Below are 23,925 nucleotides of genomic sequence, written 5' to 3'. Positions count from 1 at the left end.
GGAAAATATTTTTTGAGTAAGATGGATCAATGCAATCTTCAAAAATGATATATTGGATTGAAGCTATTTTTCTCCAGGCCCTTCTTCTATATAACTTTTCTACCATAATAAAGTGAAACTTCATTCAGTGGGGGTTTTCGACGCACAGCTCTGTACGATGGGCGAGTAATTGCATCAATGCTGTCAGGTTAATGAATTTTTTAAATATTATATTGGTTACAGATAGATAACAACAACTATCTAGTGGAGGAAAAACAGGGAGACTCCTGTGGGAAAGCGCGGAGGGAAGACCCCGCAGAAAAAAGCGAACTTCTTTTTTCGAGGAGGCTGAGCTCAAGCCCACGGAAAGCGTAGTGTTTTTCCGTAGCGGTCGTATTAACCTGACAACATTGGTAATCGCATCCCCAGCCAGTTACATTGCGATAAAATAAGTCAGTTTAGTTTTGAGTTAAAATAGCTAATTTTATTCTAATTATTTTTACATGTTTTCTCCGAAGACACATTGCTTTCCCTGCTAAGACAATAAAGAAAACTTGGCTTTCGTTAAAGGGAGGCTTTAAAGAATATATTTTGCTTTCTTAAAGTGAAAAAAGCCGATATATTGCTTATGCAAAGCAATATATCGGCTTTTTTATTTTTCAAGATATTCTAAAATACGATTTAAATCATCGTCATTGTAAAATTCAATTTCAATTTTTCCTTTTTTCTTCCCTTTATGAATATGAACAGCTGTTCCAAGCGTATCACGAAGCACTGTTTCTCTTTCCTGGATGAATACATCTTTCTTTGGCTTTTTCTTCTGTTGCTTTACTTGTTTTTCGTTCATGGCAATAATAAGTTTTTCTACTTGGCGTACATTTAGCTTCTCGTTGCGTATTTTATTCGTTAAAGCAAGAATGGCTTCGCGTTCCTTTAATCCCAGAAGTGCACGTCCATGACCCATCGACAGTTCACCATTATTAATATAAGTAATCACTTCATCCGGTAATGATAATAGACGAATCATATTAGCAATATGGGAACGGCTTTTTCCTAACCGCTCAGACAGTACATTCTGTGTGATATTTAGCTTTTCCACCAAATTAGCGTAGGCTTGCGCTTCTTCAATTGGAGTCAGGTTTTCTCGTTGCAAGTTTTCTAACAATGCAACTTCCATCATGCGTTCATCAGTTAATTCTCGAATAATAGCAGGAATTGTCTCAAGTCCTGCTTCTTTTGCAGCTCGGTATCTTCTTTCACCAACAACAATTTCATAACCTTTAAGACTTTTTCGCACAATAATCGGCTGAATAACACCATATTCTTTAATAGAATCCTTCAGCTCTTCTATCGAATCGGTTTGAAAACTCTTCCTTGGTTGATAAGGATTTGGACGACAATTAGATAATTCAATTTCTTGAATCGTGTCTTTACTGTCTTTTTCAACTTCTGGAAACAACGCATTAATTCCTTTACCTAACCCTCTCGGCATTTGTCATCACTTCCTTCGCTAAATCAAGATATACCTCTGCACCACGAGATTTGGAATCGTAAGAAATAATTGGCTGGCCATGACTAGGTGCTTCCCCTAAACGAACATTTCTTGGAATAATGGTTTCAAATACTTTGTCTTGGAAATATTTTTTCACTTCTTCAATCACTTGAATCCCAAGGTTCGTACGTGCATCCAGCATTGTTAAAAGAACCCCTTCGATCATTAATTCTTTATTTAAATGCTTTTGCACTAATCTTATAGTATTCAATAACTGACTCAAGCCTTCTAATGCGTAATACTCGCATTGTACAGGAATCATTACCGTATCTGATGCAGTCAAAGCATTAATTGTCAGTAAGCCTAACGATGGCGGACAATCAATAATGATGTAATCATACTGGTTTTTTATCTCAGATAATGCAGATTTCAAACGAATTTCTCTTGATATAATGGGAACAAGTTCAATTTCAGATCCTGCCAGCTGAATCGTCGCAGGTATTATATCTAAGTTTTCCAAATTAGAAGGAACAATAACATCTGCTGCTGGTGTGTCCTCTACTAACACATTGTATATACATTGATTGACATCTGCTTTATTTACACCAACTCCACTTGTTGCATTTCCTTGAGGATCTGTATCAACGAGTAATACCTTATTTCCTAATGAAGCTAAACAAGCACTAACATTTACAGATGATGTAGTTTTTCCAACGCCACCTTTTTGATTTGCGATGGATATAATTTTCCCCATGTTGACACCTACCTTACTCGGAGGTTGTTCAAATTTTTTCTGATAAATTGAAACTTCATTCTAGGAGGAACGCCGCATTTTCCCCATGTCTGAGGATTGCAATCATCCCCTTCACTAAAATCACTTTTAATTGAATCTGTAAATTCAAGTTTCTTATCTCTTTCTTATCAGATTCTCTTTTAAAAGTTAGCGGTTTTTTACGTACACTCACTCTCTGATAAATCGAATAAATCTAGTAATTTCTTTTTACCAAAAAAATTTGAGCAATCACTTTCCTATTCACTATCATAGCATTTATTTATAAAATAAGATGCTTTCTAGTATTTTTTTAATTTAATTTTAATATAAAAATATTCAAAGTACCACCGGTGATTACGTATATTACTTTTTTCAAAATAAAATACCCATCTATTCGTAAGATGGGCAAAAACTGTATGCTAATAATTCTGCAACTATTTTTGCTTAGGTATTTTAATCGTTATTTGATAATAATCGTCGAGTTCTTGTTCATCTGATTCTACATCGACACCCGTATCTGAGACCATATTAAGAGATTGCCTGATTGTATTCATAGCAATCCGAACATCTTTATTAACACCCTTCAATTTAGGTTTTGTCTTCTTCTTTTCTTCTTTCGGGGCATTGAGTTTAGCAATTCGCTCTTCTGTTTGTTTCACATTCAATTCTTTCTCAAGAACTTCTTTTAATACGAGAAGCTGCTGTTCCTCATCTTTTAACTTAATTAAAGCACGGGCATGTCTCTCTGTTATCAATTTTTCCAATAAAGCGTCCTGCACCTCTTGTGGTAATTTTAATAATCGCAGCTTATTAGCTATAGTAGATTGATTTTTACCAAGGCGCTGCGCTAATGCTTCTTGCGTTAAATCATGCAATTCAAGCAACTTATTATATGCAATAGCTTCTTCAATTACAGTCAATTCTTCACGTTGTAAATTTTCAATGAGAGCTACAGAGGCTGTTTCTGTATCGCTCATTTCTCGAATAATTGCGGATACTTGTTTCCAGCCCAGATGCTGAACTGCTCTCCATCTTCTCTCCCCTGCTATTAATTCAAAGGAATCATCATCTAGTTTACGAACGACAATTGGTTGAATCATTCCATGTGTGTGTATGGTTTGTGCTAATTCTTTTATTTTTTCTTCCTGAAAAATCGTTCGTGGCTGGTAGCGATTGGCCTGAATTTTATCGATATCGATTTGAATCACTTCATCTGAAGAATAGGAGACCTTATCCGTATCGATAGGATCCTTATCGCTTTTTCCAAATATCCGATTAAAAGGACTCACCACTTGCTGACACCACCTTCTAAAATTAACAAACTATTCATTATCAAATCTATTAGTAGTAAAACTCGTATTTATTTATCTATTTCTTGTACAAGAAAATGCTGACTTCGACATTCCTTAAAATATTTTCAAGGAGACGAGAATACGCAAAAGGGCTTCCGTGGGAGGAGTAATCGCAGCAATGTTGTCAGGTTAGTACGACCGCTGCGGAAAAACACTACGCTTTCCGTGGGCTTGAGCTCAGCCTCCTCGAAAAAAAGAAGAGCACTTTTTTTCTGCGGGGTCTTCCCACTGCGCATTCCCACAGGAGTCTCCGTATTTTTCCTCCGCTAGATAGTTGTTGTTATCTATCTGTAACCAATAAAATATTAAAAAAATCATTAACCTGACAACATTGGTAATCGCAGCCCCTATGTCCCAAAAAACAAGAACCCTTATCTGAGATTCTTTTTAATCCGTAGTTTTTCTTTCATCAGCTAAGATTAGTTACATCGTGCTTTCCAATCGTAAATTGAAAGATCAAAACTATACGGCACAATTAACATAAAAAAGTGTCTAGTCTATATTAACATTCTTATTTACTTCCTAATTTAAAGATAATGTTTCACGTGAAACATTATTAATAATTTATTTATTATATAGGAGCTTTTCCATTTATATAACATTCATATAATAGCATCTATACTTTATAAAATACAACAACGAACAGTCGATATGTATAGTTACTATTTTATCATACCTACCGCGGAAAAAATATAAAATGAATTTAAATATTACAAAGAGTACGCATTTGCCTTTTGTAAAACCTTTCTACCTTGTATAAAATTCATTATTCAATCGGTTCTTTATTTGGCACTCCTGCTTTTCTAGGATATTTTTTTGGTGTTTTTCGTTTCTTTGTAATTTTAACAATAGAACGTTCTCCAGCCTCCTCAGAAAGTGTAAAAGTATCAATAGATTCTACTTCTCCCCCGAGTAATTCAATCGATGCTTCCCCCACTTCCAATTCTTCTTTTGCTTGCGACCCTTTCATTGCAACAAAGTAACCGCCTTTTTTCACAAATGGTAAGCACAATTCACTCAACACGGACATTCTGGCTACTGCTCTAGCAGTTACTAAATCATATTGTTCTCGAAATGCCTCGTCCCTTCCTGCATTTTCAGCACGATTATGATAAAATGCGACATCAGTTAGTTCCAATTTATTTGCTAAGTGATTTAGGAAAGTAATTCTTTTTTTCAAAGAATCAATAATGGTTATTTTTAAATGAGGAAAACATATTTTCAATGGAATACTTGGAAAACCTGCACCCGCACCAATATCACAAACTGATAGTTCTTGTGTCATATCTGTATAAAAAGCAGCAGTAATACAGTCATAGAAATGTTTTTCGTATACTTCCTCTTCTTCTGTTATCGCTGTTAAATTTATTTTTTCATTCCATTCCACAAGCTCTTTAAAATAAATATCAAATGCTTTTTGTTGCGATTCATTTAATGTTATTCCTTTTTCAGCCAATGCTTGGACAAATTGTTCTGGTTTCATTGTAGTCTCCTTTTATATAAATGGTATTTTATGTAATTTTAAAACAGATTATCTGTTTGTTATGTATTGCTTTATTGGAGTGAAAGTACTCCCCTCTCCTTATAAAACGAAACTTCATTCAGTGGGAGTTTTACGAGCGGTTCTCCGTGATAAATACATTCTATATTAATGCATTAACATAGAAAGCGCTATATATTATTTAGAAAAATAGCGACGTATAAATAACGCCGCCTATTTTTTGGTAACTAAGGGATTCTCATAAAGTAACATACACTTTTTTAGACTCCCTTTGATGAATGACAAGTTTTCTAATATTAGTTTGCAATTCGAGCAATATTTCCCTGTTCAATATAAACAAGTAAGATAGAAATATCAGCTGGATTAACACCAGAAATTCTGGATGCTTGGCCAACGGAAAGCGGGCGAACTTTTTTCAGTTTTTCAATTGCTTCTGTGGCAATTCCATTAATCGCATTATAATCAATATCTGCTGGTATTTTCTTATCTTCCATTTTAAGCATTCTTGCTACTTGCTCTTTTGCTTTCTTAATATAACCTTCATATTTAATTTGAATCGCTACCTGTTCTCTTACATCATCACTGACATTCTCATCTGTTTCAATCATTTGATCGATATATTCATACGTTAATTCCGGTCGTTTTAATAAGTCATATGCTTTCACTGCTTCTTTCATCGGTGCAGCACCAGCAGATTTCATCACATTTTGTACTTCTTCTGTTGGTTTAACAACAATTTTATTTAAACGTTTCTTTTCGGCTTCTACCTGCTCTTTCTTCGCCGTGAAAGCTGCATATCTTTCCTCAGAAATCAATCCATAATCATATCCAATATCTGTAAGACGCAAATCAGCATTATCGTGACGAAGTAATAAGCGATATTCTGCACGTGAAGTCAGTAAGCGATATGGTTCATTTGTTCCTTTTGTCACTAGGTCATCAATCATGACACCAATATAAGCTTGCGAACGGTCTAAAATAATTGCTTCTTTTCCTGTTACTTTTGCCGCTGCGTTCATGCCAGCCATCAATCCTTGGCCAGCTGCTTCTTCATAACCGGATGTTCCGTTAATTTGACCGGCTGTGAATAATCCCGGCAAACGTTTGGTTTCCAATGTCGGCCAGAGCTGAGTTGGTACAACAGCATCATATTCGATCGCATAGCCGGCACGCATAATTTCTGCATTTTCCAGACCTGGAACAGATTTTACCATTTCATGCTGCACAGACTCTGGCAATGATGTTGATAGGCCTTGCACATAAACTTCTTCTGTATTTCTTCCTTCCGGCTCCAAGAAAATTTGATGACGTGGTTTGTCATTGAAACGGACGATTTTATCTTCAATGGAAGGACAATATCTTGGACCAGTTCCCCGCTTCATTCCGGAATACATGGCAGATAACGTCAAATTTTCATTAATCACTTCATGTGTAAATTCATTTGTATACGTTAGCCAGCAAGGAATTTGATCTTTAATTACTTCCGTCGTTTCATAAGAGAAGCTTTTCGGGTTCTTGTCTCCAGGCTGAATTTCTGTTTGGGAATAATCAATCGTATGACTGTTTACACGTGGAGGTGTTCCTGTTTTAAAACGTGTTAAGTTAAAACCTAATTCCTCCAGGTTCTCTGATAACTTAACAGAAACACGCTGATTATTTGGGCCACTTTCATATTCTAAATCACCCATCAGCACTTTTCCGCGCATAAAAGTTCCAGTAGTCACAATAACCGATTTCGCATAATAAGCTGCTTTCGTTTCTGTGATAACTCCTTTACAAATGCCGTCCTCGACAATAAGCGAATTTACCATTCCTTGGCGAACGGTTAAGTTCTCTTCATTTTCAACCAGATTCTTCACTTCCTGCATATATACCGGCTTATCCGCTTGCGCACGTAAAGCTTGTACAGCTGGACCTTTTCCGGTGTTCAGCATACGCATTTGAATATAACTTTTATCAATAATTTTCCCCATTATTCCGCCAAGTGCATCAATTTCCCGTACTACAATTCCTTTGGCAGGTCCGCCGATGGACGGGTTACAAGGCATAAATGCAATCATATCTAAGTTTAATGTCAACATTAATGTTTTTGCCCCCATCCGGGCAGAAGCATGCGCAGCTTCTATTCCGGCATGACCGGCTCCAACAACAATGACATCATAATTTCCTGCGTTGTAAGTCATTTTGCTCTTCCTTTCTTTATAATAAACATATCCATTATTTTCCTAAACAGAACTGAGAGAATAACTGATCAATCAAGCTGTCACTTGCTGTATCACCAATAATTTCTCCCATAAACTCCCATGAACGTGTCACATCAATTTGTACAATATCCATTGGCATCCCAAGTTCAATCGCTTCACGAGCGTCATCTAAAGCTTGTTTCGCCTGCTTTAGCAGCTGAATATGACGGACATTAGATACATAGGTCAGGTCCCCTGCATCTACTTCACCAGAAAAAAAGGTATTAGCAATTGCTTGCTCTAATTGATCAATGCCTTGTTCTTCGATTAAAGAAGTTGTTACGACAGGCTTCCCTTCTGCAAATGCTCGTACCTCTTCTAAATCTAATTTCTGCTCTAAGTCTGTCTTATTGATGATGACAATATACTCTAAACCTTGCACAGCTTCAAATAATTTTTTATCTTCCTCGCTCAAAGGTTCATTATAATTTAATACGAATAAAATTAAATCAGATTCCTTCAATACTTGTCGGGAACGATCCACACCGATACGTTCTACAATATCCTCTGTTTCCCGGATTCCCGCTGTATCTACTAAACGTAAAGGTACTCCGCGGACGTTTACGTATTCTTCAATAATATCTCTTGTTGTTCCTGGAACTTCTGTAACAATAGCTTTATTTTCTTGCACCAAAGTATTCATTAAAGAAGATTTTCCTACATTTGGCCGTCCAATAATCGCTGTTGCTAAGCCTTCACGCAAAATTTTCCCCTGTGCTGCAACTTCCAGCAGCTTCTCTATTTCTTCTCCCACCTCTTTGGTCTTTTCCTCCATCAAGGTGTGCGACATTTCCTCTACATCATCATACTCTGGATAATCGATATTGACTTCGACATGAGCAACTGTCTCTAATAATTCTTGTCTTAACGTCTGAATAAGCTTCGACAGGCGACCATCTATTTGCTTTAATGCTACATTCATTGCTTTGTCTGTCTTGGCACGAATTAAATCCATGACTGCTTCCGCTTGTGATAAATCAATACGGCCGTTTAAAAAGGCACGTTTTGTAAATTCACCAGGCTCAGCCAGCCGTGCTCCTTTTGCGAGCATAATCTCTAACACACGGTTTACGGACACTAATCCCCCATGGCAATTAATTTCAACAATATCTTCACGAGTGAATGTTTTAGGTGCACGCATCACGGATACCATCACTTCTTCTGCGAACTCTTTCGTTACAGGGTCAATGATTTTTCCATAATGAATCGTATGAGAATCAACCTCTTTCAGGCTTTTTCCTTCAAACACATCAGAAGCTAAGGGAAGAGCCTCTGGTCCGCTTAGACGCACAATTGCTATAGCACCTTCGCCCACTGGAGTAGATATCGCTGCTATTGTATCTGTATCCATCTTATTCACCTGCCTTCTCTTCATTCTATATCTATCATTAATGCATTTAGTTTTATTATCACTAACAACCAAGAATACCATAGATTTTGAAAAAAAGAAACTTATCCACACGAATAAAAAATATCTATATACCACCTTTGTTATCCACATGTGCATAACATTTTTGTTTGCAGTGTCCATATTCCAATTATGGAGAACTCCTTCACATAAAAATGCCATCTTCCCAACATTCTAGAACTTTAATCATTAGAATAATAAGAAGAATATAATAAGAAACTTCATTCTGCCAGAGTTTTACGGGCGGTTCTCTGTGATAAAGTTTGGTTTCTCATGCTTTTGTATCACGTAAAAAAGCCCAAGAGCGTATTCTCTCAGGCTTTCATTTTATGGTTTAATTACAATATGACGATGCGGCTCGACACCATCAGAATAAGTAGAAACTTCTTTATCTTGCAGGACACTATGAATAATTTTACGCTCAAATGCCGGCATTGGCTCCAGCACAACTTTTTTCTTTGTTTTTTGCGCTTTATCCCCCATCTTTATTGCAAGAGACTCTAATGTTTCTTTTCTTCTCGCACGATAACCTTCTGCATCCAATGTTACGGTATAATACGTATCACTTTGTTTATTAATGACTAAATGCACTAAATACTGTAGCGCATTTAACGTCTGTCCACGTTTCCCTATAATTTTGGCAATATTTTCATGATGCATCGTATAGGTTACATGGTTTTCCTTTACTTCTGTATCTATACTTACTGAGAGATTCATGTTGCTAGTAACTTCTTTGATAAATTGAGCTGTTTCTTCAATCGGATCCTTTGCTACCGTTACTTTTACATAGGCACGCTTGGATCCAAAGATCCCAAATACTCCTTTTTTACCTTCATCAATGACCTCAACATCTACTTGATTCTCTTCCACTCCTAATTGCTCCAGAGCGGATTGAATCGCTTCTTCAACTGTTTGACCACTTGCAGTTACTTCTCTCAAAAGTCTCCCCTCCATTTTTCACAGCATGAGTGTCCGTAATTTCCCTAATTTGGTAAAGAAATAATATACAATGTTGTGAGGGAAAACGGTCGCTATATCTTTAGATTAGCTTAAATCAAGATTTCTGGCGAGCTTACTGATTGCTATATAAAGGTTTTCTTAAAAATGTAAAATGTTTAATTATTTTTCTTATTATTAATGGGGGAATCTCTTCCCCCATTATAAAAAATTATTTTTTTGCCATCATTGGCTTATTAATAAGAAGCGTCTGGCATATCATAAATACGTTACCTGTTACCCAATACAATGCCAATGCTGATGGGAGAATGAATCCCATGACACCAATCATTATTGGCATTACATACAGCATAATCTGCAGCTGCAACTTCATTTGTGGATTACTATTTGCACTTGAGTTTGTAGACATCATTAATTTCTGTTGCAGGAAAGTAAATAATGCCGTCAAAATTGCCAAAATAGCATTGGGCTCATCAAGTTGGATAAACCCTAAGAAATCATGTTCACCAATTTCTCTCGTACGCATAATCGCATGATACATTGCGATAAATATTGGCATCTGTACAAGAATCGGTAAACAACCCGCTAATGGATTGACTCCATTCTTTTGGAATAATTGCATCGTTTCCTGTTGTAATTTCTGTTGCGTATTTGCATCCTTAGATGCATATTTTTTTTGAAGCTCCTGTAATTGCGGCTGAATTTCCTGCATTGCCTTTGTACTTTTAATTTGTTTTACGTTTAATGGCACCAATATTAAACGGATAACTACAGTTACTAAAATAATTGCCAATCCAAAGTCAACGTGTACAGGGAAATAACTTGCAATTGTTGTAATAACCCAAGATAACGGATAAACAAAGATTGTATTCCAAAATCCTTCACTATCGGATGTAATCGGTTCATCTACCTGGGTACAACCAGCTAAAATAACCGCTATCACGAGAAAAGTGATTAAAATCCCGTATTTTTTACGCAAAGTGTTTCCTCCTTAATATTCCCAATGATTCTATTAGCTATTTTAGCTTATTTACATTGTGAATTCTATCTTAAACTTGTCAGATAAGAAACTATACATTTTTTGTTTTTTACTTAGAATGTTTAAATAATTTCTCTTTATATAATAAATGCGAGAGACTTTTTTTCATCGATTCGTAATCCATTGTTTTGGTTGGATTTCTAGCAATGATAACTATATCATAGCAAGGTTTAATATCCTGTTCTAACTCTTGAAAAGACGCTCGCAACAGCCTTTTGATTCGATTCCTGACAACGGCATTTCCAATTTTTTTCCCAACAGATAAACCTATCCGAAAATGGTCCTGATCATCTTTCTTTCTATAATATATAACCAGCTGCCTATTCGCGAAAGAATTTCCATGTTTAAAAGCTGCTTGGAATTCTTCATTTTTTTTTATTCGAAATTGTTTTTTCACCGTCATCACCTTTTAATTTAGCCCACATAGATCTTCGTTTATTCATTATGTTCTATTAAAAGCTTGTCCTACTTTCCCCATTGTTTTCTTATATTTTCCTATTGTGGTACAAAAATATGTAATTCTATGTGAATAACAGTATCCTCTAAACAACAGAAAAAAACCACTGATAGTTGTCAGTGGCTTATGCAGATAAAACTTTACGCCCTTTACGACGACGACGAGCCAATATATGACGACCATTTTTTGTGCTCATACGCGCGCGAAAGCCGTGAACTTTTTTACGTTTGCGATTATTTGGTTGAAACGTTCTTTTCATGAGTGTGCACCTCCTTGGAAAATCCAAGTTTCATATTTAAACTAAAATAGCTTATAACTTATCCTTTAGACAGTCCTTGATATTATACGAAAAAAATATTCATTTTGTCAACCAGCTATTAAATAAAATTCCAATCTCTTTTCTTCCTCACACATTTTCGATGCCTATTTTTTATTCATTATATCCACATCTTTAGAAAAACTATTCTGTAATAAAATAATTTCTAACCTACACTTATATAGTATCATTTTCTTTTCTTATACTTATACGGATCATTTTAAGATACTTTTTTACACTTTAAAAAATATAAAGGATTCAAGGAATACTGTATAAGTGCAGCGGTTTTCTTCTTTATCGTTGAAATAAATCAAATTGACATAACCTCTGAAATTGATACAGCAATTGATACAGTTGATAACGAATTTCTATTTTAGAAATCACTCTCCATTATCCACAGTCCATGACGAATAATTTATTCTTCCTTTTTTCTATCCACACATAAAATAAACAAGTTAAACACAAAATACAGCAATGTTTATAAGTAAAACACACAATCCGTAGAATATGTGGATAACTATTTGAAAGTCATTGATTTATTCGGTTTTATTTGATATTATATTTATGTTTTAGTTTGTGGAAATAATTTGAGGATAAAAAACTTATGCACAAAATGTGGATAAGTTGTGGATATTCTTTCCACTTATTTTTGATAAAGTTGTCTACAGGATTGTGGATAGAGTTTATAGATTATTCATTTCTTTTACATTGTCTTTTTTTGATGGTACTAAATCCATTTTTTATATTATCCACAGCCTTTTATTCATTTTTATACGTCTGCCTTTCCGTCTAACCCTTGAGATAGATTGAGAGAGGCTTTTTTCTTCTCCTGAAGTTTCATTAGAAAAATTCGTATTCATTTGTTTTTTAACACTTCCTATCGTGTAAAAAGGATCTAGAGACACTTTAGCAATCAATATTTCACTCAGGAATTAAGAGCACTTTTCATATGATTATCTATTGCAATAAAACTAACTGAAAGGAGTGAAAGTAACTTTGGAAAATATTGAAGAACTGTGGGATGCAACGCTGGACATCATTAAAGAAAAATTGAGTAAACCTAGCTTTGACACTTGGCTAAAAAATACAAAAGCTCTTCACTTAGAAAAAAATACATTGGTTATCTCAGCTCCAAACGAATTTACAAAGGATTGGTTAGAGACACAATATACAGATTTAATTACGCAGACTTTAGAGAAAGTCACTGGCACTAATTTGCATGCAAAATTTATTATTCCAGATTCTGTAGAAGAACTGTCAGAGCAAAAAGCCATGCCAAAACCGAATATTGATACAAAAGCGACAGACTCCCCTAAATCAATGCTTAATGATAAATATACATTTGATACTTTTGTTATTGGCGCAGGAAATCGCTTTGCACATGCAGCATCTTTAGCAGTGGCGGAAGCTCCCGCTAAAGCATATAACCCATTATTCATATATGGTGGTGTCGGTTTAGGGAAAACACATTTAATGCATGCGATTGGTCATTATGTAAGAGAGCATAATAAAGACGCAAAAGTGGTTTACCTAACTTCTGAGAAATTTACCAATGAATTTATTAATGCCATTATGGATAATAAATCGAATCATTTCCGTAATAAATATCGCAATATTGATGTCCTTCTTATTGATGATATTCAATTTATTGCTGGAAAAGAATCAACTCAGGAAGAATTTTTCCATACTTTCAATGCCTTACATGAGGAAAGCAAACAAATTATTATTTCCAGTGATAGGCCACCAAAAGAGATTCCTACATTAGAGGATCGTTTGCGTTCACGATTTGAGTGGGGATTGATTACTGATATTACACCTCCTGATTTAGAAACAAGAATTGCTATTTTAAACAAAAAAGCGAAGGCAGAAGGATTAGATATACCGAATGAGGTCATGCTATATATCGCTAATCAAATTAATACAAATATCCGGGAATTAGAAGGTGCACTAATACGTGTGGTTGCTTATTCTTCTTTAGTAAATCAAGATATTGACGCTTCTTTGGCAGCAAATGCACTAAAGGATATTATTCCTAGCAATAAGCCAAAAGAAATTACTATTCCTGCAATACAAGAAGTGGTAGCAGATCGATATCATATTCGTCTTGAAGACTTTCCTGCTAAAAAACGAACCAAATCCATTGCGTTTCCAAGACAAATTGCAATGTATTTATCAAGGGAGCTCACAGATGCATCGCTACCTAAAATTGGTCAAGAATTTGGCGGGCGAGATCATACAACAGTCATTCACGCACATGAAAAAATTTCAAAGATGCTCGAAACAGATACGGAGCTAGATCGGGATATTGAAGAGCTAAAAGAAAAACTTAAATCATTATAAAGTGAAAACATAGCAAGCCAAATCTCAAGGACACGGTTTACCTTAGACTCATTTAGATTTGGTATGTAAAAATTTCAATAATAGCGAAGTCCTTCTAGGTTAAAATTTTCTACGTTCCTATCTTGTAAGTAAATAGCTGTGAACAATGTGAAAAGTTAGAACCACATATAAACAGTTTATACACATGTGGAAAACTCTGTTGTTTTAATACTTATTTAAGTTATCCACAGTAACCACAGCTCTTATTACTATTATTACTGGTTTTTATATTATAATTAATAAATAATAGAACCCCTTTTAAAAAATTTAAGAAAAAAAATTTAAATAGCTACCGCAAAGCTTTTCTTTAAAATGAAGGAGGATATAACATGCGTTTTACAATCCAAAGAGAGAAACTCATTGCTGGTGTACAAGATGTAATGAAAGCAATCTCTTCCAGAACAGTTATACCGATATTAACTGGAATGAAAATTGAAGTGAAACAACATGGAGTAACACTGACTGGAAGTGATTCAGATATTTCGATTGAATCGTATATTCCAGCAGAGGATGAAGACAAAGTATATGTTGAAAATATTGAAGAAGGAACAATTGTCTTACAGGCCAAATACTTCCCTGAAATTGTACGAAAACTTCCTGAAGCGCAAGTAGATATCGTTGTTGATGAGCAATTTAATGTGAAAATTACTTCTGGAAAATCAGAATTTAATTTAAATGGACAAAGTGCAGATGAGTATCCATTACTTCCACAAGTAGAAACAGAAAATAGTTTTGAAATGCCCATTGATTTATTAAAAAGCATGATTAAGCAGACTGTTTTTGCAGTATCTACCATGGAAACCAGACCAATTTTAACGGGGGTAAATATTAAATTAGAAGACCAAAATCTTATATTCACAGCAACAGACAGCCACCGTCTAGCAAAAAGAGAAGTTCCAGTATCAGGGACAAATGTTTCTATTGAACAAGTTGTTGTGCCTGGAAAAAGTTTAAACGAACTCTATAAAATTTTAAATGATTCAGAGGAAACGATAGAAATAAGTGTTACGAATAACCAAATTCTTTTCCGTACAAAACATTTAAATTTCTTATCTCGATTATTAGATGGAAATTATCCAGAAACATCAAGATTAATTCCGGATCATAGCAAAACAACGATTCAAATTAAAACAACACCACTTCTAAGATCAATTGAACGTGCTTCTTTACTGGCAAAAGAAGAAAGAAATAATGTTGTTAAATTTACAAGTAACGATGATGCCTTAATTCAAATTTCAAGTAACTCTCCAGAAGTCGGAAATGTCGAGGAAGAAGTGACAGCAGATAAAATAGATGGGGAGAATTTAAAAATATCCTTCAGCTCAAAATATATGATCGACGCTCTCAAAGCAATTGAGTATGATGAAGTAATTATTGAATTTACGGGGGCAATGCGCCCATTTGTCATTCGTCCAATAGAAAATGACTCCATTTTGCAACTCATCTTACCCGTAAGAACGTACTAAGAGTGGTTTGATAGTTGATTTTTATGCATAACGCGTTAAAAAACTCATGAATACTGTGATAAGTAAAAGTTATCACAGTGAAGCGCCCGTAAAACTCCTGCCTCCAAATAAAGAGAGAAAATAAATTTATTTAGGCGGGAAGTAACGGGCGCTAACTCCCTGGATCACTCAGGCTAAATTCAGAGAGAGTAAAGAAGCAGACTAAGTTCGCGACGTCCTGGGGTTGGGAGTGCGATTATCAATGTTGTCAGGTTAATGAATTTACTTGAATTTAATACAGATAGAAAAAAACTATCTAGCGGAGGAAAAACACGGAGACTCCTACGGGAAAGCGCAAATGTCTTCGGTGGGGCGAGTAATCGCAGTCCCAGTGGGAAGACCCCGCAGGTAAAAAGTGGTCTTCTTTTTACCGAGGAGGCTGACCTCAAGCCCGTGGAAAGCGTAGTGTTTTTCCGCAGCGGTCGTACTAACCTGACAACATTGGTGCGATTATTCGTCCCACCGTTAAGAGTTGTGCGTTGAAAACTCCCACTGAATAAAGTTTCGTTTTATACTCGATAATTCTGAAAAGCTCTTTTGATAAAGAAAGAGCTTTTTCGATTGTGTAAGAGAAATTTTTAGTAGAAGTGCGTATTCCGAAAGTTCCGTGAAAAAGAATCAAATATCAAATTCGACTTATACTTCTAAAAACTAACAGAAAACGCACTCTAAGAAGAGAATAGGTCAATAAGAATTCCCCCATTAAAAATGTCCCAAGAACGCTATAACGTATCTTTTTGTAATTATTTGAGGCCTATTCTTCCTTTTTTAATCAATCTTTAGTAAAATAGATAATAGAAGAAAAAATAAACGTATCTCCTTTAGAAAAATAAAGGCAGATAAAACAAATAGAAAGTATTTGGTGATATCTATGCATGAGCAGATAAAAATAGATACGGATTATATTACGCTTGGACAATGTGTCAAGCTGATCAATTTTTTAGATTCTGGTGGAATGGTCAAAGCATATCTTCAAGATATAGGTGCTGTTGTTAATGGTGAACGTGAACACCGTCGGGGAAGAAAATTATATCCGGAAGATACCCTTGAAATTGATGAGATAGGATCATTTATCATTCTTAAAGAGGAATAAAGAATGCATATTGAACAATTAAAATTAACCAATTACCGTAATTATGAAGCATTGGATATTACGTTTGATGATAAGGTGAATGTCATCATTGGCGAGAATGCTCAAGGAAAAACCAACCTGATGGAAGCAATTTATGTACTCTCTTTTACCCGTTCTCATCGAACAATGCGGGAAAAAGAGCTCATTCGCTGGGATTCAGATTATGCTACAATAGAGGGTAGGATTACAAAAAGAAATCAATCCATTCCCCTGCAAATCTCCATTTCATCCAAAGGGAAAAAAGCAAAAATAAATCATTTAGAGCAGCACCGGTTAAGCGACTATATTGGTGCGGTTAATGTGGTTATGTTTGCGCCGGAGGATTTAACCATTGTAAAAGGATCTCCGCAAATTCGTCGTCGTTTTATGGATATGGAGTTAGGCCAAATCCAGCCAACCTATATATACCATTTATCTCAATATCAAAAAATATTGAAGCAAAGAAATCACTTATTAAAGCAACTGCAACGCAGGAGCAGCGTTGATGAAACAATGTTGGATGTTTTGACAGACCAACTGGTTGAGCATGCTTCTTTTTTATTGGAGAGGCGATTTGTTTACCTTGATTTGTTAAGGAAATGGGCAGGGCCAATTCATGAAGGCATCAGTCGTAATCTAGAAAACTTAGAAATCCAATATGATGCGACAATAAAGGTATCAGAAGAAGCAAATAAGGAGAAAATAACTACTATATACCAAGATTCCTTTAAAAACATTCGAGAAAAAGAAATTGAACGCGGCACAACGTTGGTTGGTCCGCACCGGGATGACCTTCTTTTTTGTGTGAATGGAAAAGATGTACAAACGTATGGATCACAGGGGCAACAACGGACAACCGCATTGTCTATTAAGCTTGCTGAAATCGAATTAATTTACCAAGAGGTAGGCGAATATCCGATTTTATTACTTGATGATGTATTAAGTGAATTGGATGATTATCGCCAATCTCACTTATTGAATACCATTCAAGGAAAGGTACAAACTTTTGTTTCTACAACAAATGTCGACGGCATTCACCATGAAACATTGAAAAATGCAGAGTTGTTTTATGTCCATCAGGGAGTTACGACAAATACCAAAGAGTCTTAATCTGTTGTTCATTTACATGTTAGAAAAATAGAAAGGAAACGGTCGATTTAAAAGAACTTCGGCTAAGTTCCCATTGTCCTTGTGGGAACAACGAAGTCAGCATACTCTTGTGTTAGTAAAGGACGAGCGAATGCCCGGGTTTTTCTAAATATAAACCTGGGAATGGAAAAAGTCTGGTTTAACAAAGAAAGGAAGCGATTGATCGTGTTCATTCATATTGGCAATGACAATGTTATCCGGTCTCAGGAAGTGATTGGGATCATTGATTACGATTTATATACGAATGCTTCAGGAATGTATCAAATGATACAAGAATGGAAGCAGCAAAAGAAAGTTTCCGGTCCCGAAAAAAAGGCAAAATCCATTATGATTACGGAAGATCATATTTTTTTCAGCTCTTTATCTGTAGGTACTTTGAGAAAGAGATCTGGTATGTTAACAACAATCAGTAACTTAGAAGATTATTATGAAGAGTAATTTTTAAGAGGATGTTTAAAAAGTTTCCGAATGATAAAAGGTGAGATAATGATCTTCTGCTAAGAATGCTCACGTCATGTGGCAGATGTAAAAATCACCACAACACGCTGGAAATGCGTTGACGTGTTTTTTCCAACATTGGCGACAAAACGTTAAAGCCTTAATCGACTGCCTGTTTTTGGCTGCTTTTTAAATATGTATTGTAAATAAAATCAAGAGATTTCTGCTCAGGAATAAGCAGAACACCCTCTTTTAAATATAGATTGATGAATTGTAATTCATATAGAAATGAGTGTGAGAAGATGTCAATGGAAGACAGAGTTACAGAAAACCAAGCCTATGATGCTGATCAGATACAAGTTCTTGAAGGTCTTGAAGCAGTTCGTAAAAGACCGGGTATGTACATTGGTTCTACAAGTGAGAAAGGATTGCATCACCTTGTCTGGGAAATTGTCGATAATAGTATCGATGAAGCATTAGCAGGTTATTGTGATCATATTGAAGTCACTATTGAAGAAGACAACAGTATTACAGTGACGGATAATGGGCGTGGAATTCCGGTAGATATACAGAAGAAAACAGGTCGCCCAGCTTTAGAGGTTATCATGACAGTGCTTCACGCTGGCGGGAAGTTCGGCGGTGGCGGATATAAGGTTTCCGGTGGTCTTCATGGTGTTGGTGCGTCTGTTGTAAATGCTCTTTCTAGTAAATTAGAGGTATCTGTGCATCGGGATGGAAAAATTTATTACCTTTCGTTTAAAAAAGGGGTTCCTGAGGGTGAAATTAAAGTAATCGGTGAAACAGATATTACGGGAACAGTCACTCATTTTATACCTGATCGGGAAATTTTCACAGAAACGAACGAATATAACTATGACACATTGGAGCAGCGTTTAAGAGAGCTTGCATTCTTAAATAAAGGGTTGCGTATTTCCATTGAAGATAAGCGTTCTGATAAAGAGACTGCCACGTATTACTATGAGGGTGGAATCAGCTCTTATGTTGAATTTATAAACAAAAATAAAGAAGTATTACATGATCCGTTCTTTGCTGAAGGAGAAGATCAGGGAATAGCTATAGAGGTTGCGATTCAATATAACGATGGTTTTGCAACAAATTTATATTCTTTTGCGAATAATATCCATACGTATGAAGGTGGTGCGCATGAGGTTGGCTTCCGTTCAGGATTGACCCGTGCTATCAATGATTACGCGAAAAAGAACAGCTTATTGAAAGATAATGAATCTAATTTATCTGGAGAGGATGTACGGGAAGGATTAACAGCGATTGTTTCTGTAAAACATCCAGATCCACAATTTGAAGGACAGACAAAAACAAAACTGGGTAACAGTGAAGTACGTACGATTACGGATGGCGTATTTTCAGAGTCCTTCTCCAAGTTTCTCTATGAAAATCCAACCACAGCGAAAATTATTGTGGAAAAAGGATTAATGGCTTCCAGAGCACGTTTGGCTGCCAAAAAAGCAAGAGAACTAACACGCCGTAAAAGCGCACTGGACGTAACAAGTCTGCCTGGAAAGCTGGCTGATTGCTCTTCCAAAGATGCTTCTAAGAGTGAGTTATATATTGTTGAGGGTGACTCTGCCGGCGGTTCTGCAAAATCAGGAAGGGACCGGCACTATCAAGCGATTCTTCCTCTACGCGGAAAAATTTTAAATGTCGAAAAAGCACGTCTGGATCGAATTTTATCAAATAATGAAGTAAGAGCTATGATTACGGCGTTAGGAACAGGTATTGGCGAAGAATTTGATATAACGAAGGCACGTTACCATAAGGTTGTTATCATGACAGATGCCGATGTCGATGGAGCTCATATTAGAACTTTATTATTAACCTTTTTCTATCGATATATGCGTCCATTAATCGAATATGGTTATATTTATATTGCGCAGCCGCCACTTTACCAAATCAAGCAAGGAAAAGCAGTTCATTATGTTTATTCTGATAAAGAACTGGATGAGCTTCTTGAAGAGCTTCCAAAGGCTCCAAAGCCTGGTATTCAACGTTATAAAGGTTTAGGCGAAATGAATGCAGATCAGCTGTGGGATACAACGATGAACCCGGAATCACGCACGCTATTGCAGGTTGAGCTTAGTGATGCGATCGATGCGGACCAAGTTTTTGATATGTTAATGGGCGATAAAGTGGAACCACGCCGTAACTTTATTGAAGAAAATGCCCAGTATGTACAAAACCTGGATATTTAACGATGACATCCTTTAGATAAAGACAACTTATAAAGAAAGATTTGATGAATCACTAACATCATAGTGATTGGGAGGTTATTTGACTATGGCAGAGCAAAATCGTCCGAGTGTCCAAGAAATAAATATTAGTAATGAGATGCGTACATCCTTCTTAGATTATGCAATGAGTGTTATCGTATCCCGTGCATTACCTGATGTCCGGGATGGAATGAAGCCTGTACACCGCCGTATCCTTTACGCTATGAATGATTTGGGAATGCACTCTGACAAAGCATTTAAGAAATCAGCACGTATCGTTGGAGAAGTTATTGGTAAGTACCATCCACATGGTGATTCGGCTGTTTATGAAACAATGGTAAGGATGGCACAGGATTTTAGTTATCGTTATATGCTCGTGGACGGGCATGGGAACTTTGGGTCTGTCGATGGCGATTCCGCAGCAGCAATGCGTTATACAGAAGCACGTATGTCTAAAATTTCCATGGAACTTCTTCGTGATATTAATAAAGATACGATTGATTATCAAGATAACTATGATGGTGCTGAACGTGAACCAATTGTATTCCCTGCAAGATTTCCTAATTTACTTGTTAATGGAACGTCCGGGATTGCGGTCGGGATGGCAACAAATATCCCGCCGCATCATTTAGGTGAAACAATTGATGCAGTACTGGCAATCAGTAAAAATCCGGATTTAACTGTAGATGAAATCATGGAAAGTTATCTTCCAGGTCCGGATTTCCCTACTGCAGGACAAATCTTAGGAAGAAGCGGTATTCGAAAAGCTTATGAAACTGGAAAAGGATCTATTACGATCCGTGCTAAACTCAATATTGAACAAGGAAAAAATGATAAAGAAACAATTATTGTGACAGAGCTTCCATATCAAGTGAACAAGGCTAAATTGATTGAAAAAATAGCTGAACTTGTCCGCGATAAAAAAATTGACGGGATCACAGATCTTCGTGATGAGTCAGACCGTAATGGAATGCGGATTGTGATTGAGCTTAGAAGAGATGCCAATGCCAATGTAGTATTGAATAATTTATATAAGCATACGTCGTTACAAACAACTTTTGGGATTAATATGCTGGCGCTTGTGGATGGACGTCCACAAGTATTAACCGTTAAGCAGTGTTTAGAGTATTATTTAGAACACCAAAAAGAAATTATTAAGCGTCGTACTGCTTTTGAGCTAAATAAAGCAGAAGCACGTGCCCATATTTTAGAAGGTTTACGTGTTGCTTTGGATCATTTAGATGAGGTTATTTCCTTAATCCGTAATTCAAAAACAGCAGATATCGCAAGAACAGAATTAATGGAGCGTTTCCAATTATCAGAGAAACAGGCTCAGGCAATTCTGGACATGCGTTTACAACGTTTAACAGGCTTGGAACGTGAAAAGATTGAAGAAGAGTACAAAGAGCTTCAAGCATTAATTGCTGAATTAAAAGCAATTTTAGCTGATGAAGAGAAAGTATTGGAAATCATTCGTGAAGAGCTTACAGAAATTAAGGAGAAGTTTGGTGACAAGCGCCGTACAGAAATTGTGGCAGGCGGGGCAGGTTTCTTTGAAGATGAAGATCTGATCCCAGAAGAGAATATTGTTATCACACTGACACATCAGGGCTATATTAAACGATTACCGGCATCTACCTATCGGACACAGCGTCGCGGTGGCAGAGGTATTCAAGGGATGGGAACCAATGAAGACGATTTTGTAGAACATCTTGTATCTACCTCGACCCATGATACCGTTCTTTTCTTTACGAACAAAGGGAAGGTATATAAAACAAAAGGTTACGAGGTTCCAGAATTTAGCCGTACTGCTAAAGGGATTCCAATTATTAATCTATTGCAGGTAGAAAAGGGAGAGTGGGTAAATGCTGTCATCTCAGTATCTGAGTTTGATGAAGAGCACTACTTATTCTTCACAACGAAGCATGGGATTGCAAAGCGTACGTCTCTTGAAAAATTCCAAAACATCCGTAAAGGCGGTCTGATTGCTGTAAATCTACGGGAAGAGGATGAATTAATATCTGTCCGCATGACCGATGGCGAAAAAGAAATGATGATCGCTACGAAAAATGGTTATTTGATTCGTTTTGAAGAAGAGCAAATGCGGCCAATGGGAAGAACAGCAGCAGGTGTCAAAGGTATTTCTTTACGCGAAGATGATGAGGTTGTTTCCATGGAAATACTGGAAGAAGGGTCCAAAATTCTTCATGTAACCAGTAAAGGTTTTGGAAAACAGACACCAGAAAATGAATATCGCCGTATTAATCGGGGCGGTAAAGGTGTATTCACTTGTAAACTGGATGAAAAAACAGGACATGTTGTGGATGTGAAAGCTATTCAGGGCGATGAAGATTTAATGCTTATCACGATTGCAGGTGTTCTGATTCGTATTCAGGTATCCGATATTTCGCAAACAGGCAGAAATACGAAAGGGGTACACTTGATTCGTCTGCAGGATGAAGAAGAAGTGGCAACTGTAGCGCGGATTGAGAAAGAAGAAGAGGAAGAGATAGAGGAAATAGAAGCTTCCGGATCTGAAGAGGATACGTCAGCTGACGATAATAACGAGGAATAACTGCGTTTTAGAATGGTTTTGTTATCGGAAGGCATAAGCGTCTAATAGAACCAGATATCTATCTAATAAATACAAAAATCTCCTGTATATTTGTCCCTCAGACAAATATACAGGAGATTTTTTTAATAAGAACAGACAGAAGAAACGACCGTGAGAATCTGATTTTCACGGCCGTTTTCTTTCGGATCAGTCTTCCAGTACATCAGCCAGAATTTTATCTGCCTCACTGTTTAATAAGTTACGGGGAACGGTTTTGTCAATATTCTTATTGAAATAGGATTTTAATGGTTCCACTTCATTTTTTTCACCGACAAGATAAATTTGTTCCCAGCCTCTTTGACCGGCTCTTTTTTCCAGTTTAGTGACAAGAGCTTTGAACCAACGTTGTTGATGTTCTTTAACGCGTTCCTTATATTCATCTCTTTTCGCGCCGCCTTGTGTAATATCATTGCCTTGAGGTCCTTGATGTTGACGCCAGTCATCGGTATTCATATCCAGGGTATAATGCGTCTGATCTAACAATGTCCCTAATTCTGTTTCCAGAACGATAACCTCGTCTTGTTGAATAACGATGATACCTGTGTAAGGATAATCTTTCTCTAATGTTTTCAGTTGGTCGAGGATGGGCTTATTTTCCCAATGAAATTCCGTTTTAACAGGAATGTGCAGGGCTTGTGAAAACCATAGGTCTTCATCTGCTGTGCCGAAGAGAACGAAACCTCTAAATAAATCTTTTTCCTCTTCTCTTCTGTAGACCTCTTTCTCTACCTTTTTCCGGATTGTCTGGGACTGTTTTTTTTCTTCATGGGAGTTACTTTCCTGTGTTGCATCTGCCAGTTCATTCAATCCGTTTTTTAATTCGATTTTCCATGCTCCGCCTTGTTGTTCAGGATCACGGTGGTCCGTGTTCAGATACACCGAAAGTACCTTTTTTGGATCCTCGTAACTGATTTGTTTGAGTTTTTTGATTCTATCTTGTAAAAGCATGCTGTATTTCCTCCTTCAG

Annotated in this window: 18 protein-coding genes; 7 read left to right on the top strand and 11 right to left on the bottom strand. The window is 36.4% G+C overall.

The genetic code is table 11. The features are described from left to right. Positions 1–631: 631 nt before the first annotated feature. The 10 genes from BN986_RS00565 to rpmH all read right to left on the bottom strand — a co-directional run bounded on the left by BN986_RS00565 (position 632) and on the right by rpmH (position 11,459). Complete coding sequence (locus BN986_RS00565; RefSeq protein WP_040977717.1) at positions 632–1,471, bottom strand: ParB/RepB/Spo0J family partition protein; 840 nt, start codon at positions 1,469–1,471, stop codon at positions 632–634. Next, a complete protein-coding gene (locus BN986_RS00560) occupies positions 1,452–2,225 on the bottom strand; it encodes a ParA family protein (protein ID WP_040977716.1) in 774 nt (257 codons plus the stop codon). The genes BN986_RS00565 and BN986_RS00560 overlap by 20 nt, the downstream gene beginning before the upstream one ends. Before the next feature lie 452 nt (positions 2,226–2,677). After that, on the bottom strand, positions 2,678–3,535 hold the full coding sequence (gene noc, locus BN986_RS00555) for a nucleoid occlusion protein (RefSeq protein ID WP_040977715.1): 858 nt from the start codon (positions 3,533–3,535) through the stop codon (positions 2,678–2,680). A gap of 826 nt (positions 3,536–4,361) precedes the next feature. Next, positions 4,362–5,078, bottom strand: coding sequence for a 16S rRNA (guanine(527)-N(7))-methyltransferase RsmG (gene rsmG, locus BN986_RS00550; RefSeq protein ID WP_040977714.1), 717 nt, complete (start codon positions 5,076–5,078; stop codon positions 4,362–4,364). A 314-nt stretch (positions 5,079–5,392) separates the two neighbouring features. Then, a complete protein-coding gene (gene mnmG, locus BN986_RS00545; protein WP_040977713.1) occupies positions 5,393–7,279 on the bottom strand; it encodes a tRNA uridine-5-carboxymethylaminomethyl(34) synthesis enzyme MnmG in 1,887 nt (628 codons plus the stop codon). A gap of 34 nt (positions 7,280–7,313) precedes the next feature. Beyond that, positions 7,314–8,690 (bottom strand): tRNA uridine-5-carboxymethylaminomethyl(34) synthesis GTPase MnmE, encoded by a 1,377-nt coding sequence (gene mnmE, locus BN986_RS00540; RefSeq protein ID WP_040977712.1) that lies wholly within the window; start codon positions 8,688–8,690, stop codon positions 7,314–7,316. A gap of 384 nt (positions 8,691–9,074) precedes the next feature. Then, positions 9,075–9,686: an RNA-binding cell elongation regulator Jag/EloR gene (gene jag / locus BN986_RS00535; protein WP_040977711.1), complete on the bottom strand. Its 612-nt coding sequence runs from the start codon at positions 9,684–9,686 to the stop codon at positions 9,075–9,077. A 229-nt stretch (positions 9,687–9,915) separates the two neighbouring features. Next, complete coding sequence (gene yidC, locus BN986_RS00530; protein ID WP_040977710.1) at positions 9,916–10,683, bottom strand: membrane protein insertase YidC; 768 nt, start codon at positions 10,681–10,683, stop codon at positions 9,916–9,918. A 109-nt stretch (positions 10,684–10,792) separates the two neighbouring features. Continuing rightward, a complete protein-coding gene (gene rnpA, locus BN986_RS00525; protein WP_040977709.1) occupies positions 10,793–11,140 on the bottom strand; it encodes a ribonuclease P protein component in 348 nt (115 codons plus the stop codon). A gap of 184 nt (positions 11,141–11,324) precedes the next feature. Next, positions 11,325–11,459, bottom strand: coding sequence for a 50S ribosomal protein L34 (rpmH, locus tag BN986_RS00520; protein WP_040977708.1), 135 nt, complete (start codon positions 11,457–11,459; stop codon positions 11,325–11,327). Between the two features lie 1,053 nt (positions 11,460–12,512). Here rpmH and dnaA point away from each other — a divergent pair. From dnaA to gyrA, 7 genes are all read left to right on the top strand, one after another. After that, on the top strand, positions 12,513–13,856 hold the full coding sequence (gene dnaA, locus BN986_RS00515) for a chromosomal replication initiator protein DnaA (protein WP_040977706.1): 1,344 nt from the start codon (positions 12,513–12,515) through the stop codon (positions 13,854–13,856). Positions 13,857–14,224: 368 nt separating this feature from the next. Continuing rightward, positions 14,225–15,361 (top strand): DNA polymerase III subunit beta, encoded by a 1,137-nt coding sequence (gene dnaN / locus BN986_RS00510; RefSeq protein ID WP_040977705.1) that lies wholly within the window; start codon positions 14,225–14,227, stop codon positions 15,359–15,361. A gap of 910 nt (positions 15,362–16,271) precedes the next feature. Next, a complete protein-coding gene (locus BN986_RS00500) occupies positions 16,272–16,493 on the top strand; it encodes an RNA-binding S4 domain-containing protein (protein WP_040977702.1) in 222 nt (73 codons plus the stop codon). A gap of 3 nt (positions 16,494–16,496) precedes the next feature. Next, positions 16,497–17,621, top strand: coding sequence for a DNA replication/repair protein RecF (gene recF, locus BN986_RS00495; RefSeq protein WP_040977701.1), 1,125 nt, complete (start codon positions 16,497–16,499; stop codon positions 17,619–17,621). A gap of 162 nt (positions 17,622–17,783) precedes the next feature. After that, positions 17,784–18,098: an extracellular matrix regulator RemB gene (gene remB / locus BN986_RS00490; protein ID WP_244444912.1), complete on the top strand. Its 315-nt coding sequence runs from the start codon at positions 17,784–17,786 to the stop codon at positions 18,096–18,098. A 302-nt stretch (positions 18,099–18,400) separates the two neighbouring features. After that, complete coding sequence (gyrB, locus tag BN986_RS00485; RefSeq protein ID WP_040977698.1) at positions 18,401–20,326, top strand: DNA topoisomerase (ATP-hydrolyzing) subunit B; 1,926 nt, start codon at positions 18,401–18,403, stop codon at positions 20,324–20,326. Positions 20,327–20,411: 85 nt separating this feature from the next. Next, the gene (gene gyrA / locus BN986_RS00480; RefSeq protein WP_040977697.1) at positions 20,412–22,919 is read left to right on the top strand and encodes a DNA gyrase subunit A; all 2,508 of its coding nucleotides are present in this window, start codon (positions 20,412–20,414) and stop codon (positions 22,917–22,919) included. 186 nt (positions 22,920–23,105) lie between these two features. Here gyrA and BN986_RS00475 read toward each other — a convergent pair whose 3' ends face one another. Beyond that, a complete protein-coding gene (locus BN986_RS00475; RefSeq protein ID WP_040977696.1) occupies positions 23,106–23,906 on the bottom strand; it encodes a VLRF1 family aeRF1-type release factor in 801 nt (266 codons plus the stop codon). Between the last annotated feature and the right edge of the window lie 19 nt (positions 23,907–23,925).

The organism is Oceanobacillus jeddahensis, from assembly GCF_000750635.1.
GTDB classification, from domain to species: Bacteria; Bacillota; Bacilli; order Bacillales; family Amphibacillaceae; genus Oceanobacillus; species Oceanobacillus jeddahense.
The sequence above is the reverse complement of the archived record's forward strand: the minus strand, read 5'-3'. Positions and strand labels throughout refer to the sequence as shown.

Coding starts and splice junctions, on each gene's coding strand:
- BN986_RS00565 (WP_040977717.1), bottom strand. CDS start 1,471: ATGCCGAGAGGGTTAGGTAAAGGAATTAATGCGTTGTTTCCAGAAGTT.
- BN986_RS00560 (WP_040977716.1), bottom strand. CDS start 2,225: ATGGGGAAAATTATATCCATCGCAAATCAAAAAGGTGGCGTTGGAAAA.
- rsmG (WP_040977714.1), bottom strand. CDS start 5,078: ATGAAACCAGAACAATTTGTCCAAGCATTGGCTGAAAAAGGAATAACA.
- mnmG (WP_040977713.1), bottom strand. CDS start 7,279: ATGACTTACAACGCAGGAAATTATGATGTCATTGTTGTTGGAGCCGGT.
- mnmE (WP_040977712.1), bottom strand. CDS start 8,690: ATGGATACAGATACAATAGCAGCGATATCTACTCCAGTGGGCGAAGGT.
- rpmH (WP_040977708.1), bottom strand. CDS start 11,459: ATGAAAAGAACGTTTCAACCAAATAATCGCAAACGTAAAAAAGTTCAC.
- dnaN (WP_040977705.1), top strand. CDS start 14,225: ATGCGTTTTACAATCCAAAGAGAGAAACTCATTGCTGGTGTACAAGAT.
- BN986_RS00500 (WP_040977702.1), top strand. CDS start 16,272: ATGCATGAGCAGATAAAAATAGATACGGATTATATTACGCTTGGACAA.
- recF (WP_040977701.1), top strand. CDS start 16,497: ATGCATATTGAACAATTAAAATTAACCAATTACCGTAATTATGAAGCA.
- remB (WP_244444912.1), top strand. CDS start 17,784: ATGGAAAAAGTCTGGTTTAACAAAGAAAGGAAGCGATTGATCGTGTTC.
- gyrB (WP_040977698.1), top strand. CDS start 18,401: ATGTCAATGGAAGACAGAGTTACAGAAAACCAAGCCTATGATGCTGAT.
- gyrA (WP_040977697.1), top strand. CDS start 20,412: ATGGCAGAGCAAAATCGTCCGAGTGTCCAAGAAATAAATATTAGTAAT.
- BN986_RS00475 (WP_040977696.1), bottom strand. CDS start 23,906: ATGCTTTTACAAGATAGAATCAAAAAACTCAAACAAATCAGTTACGAG.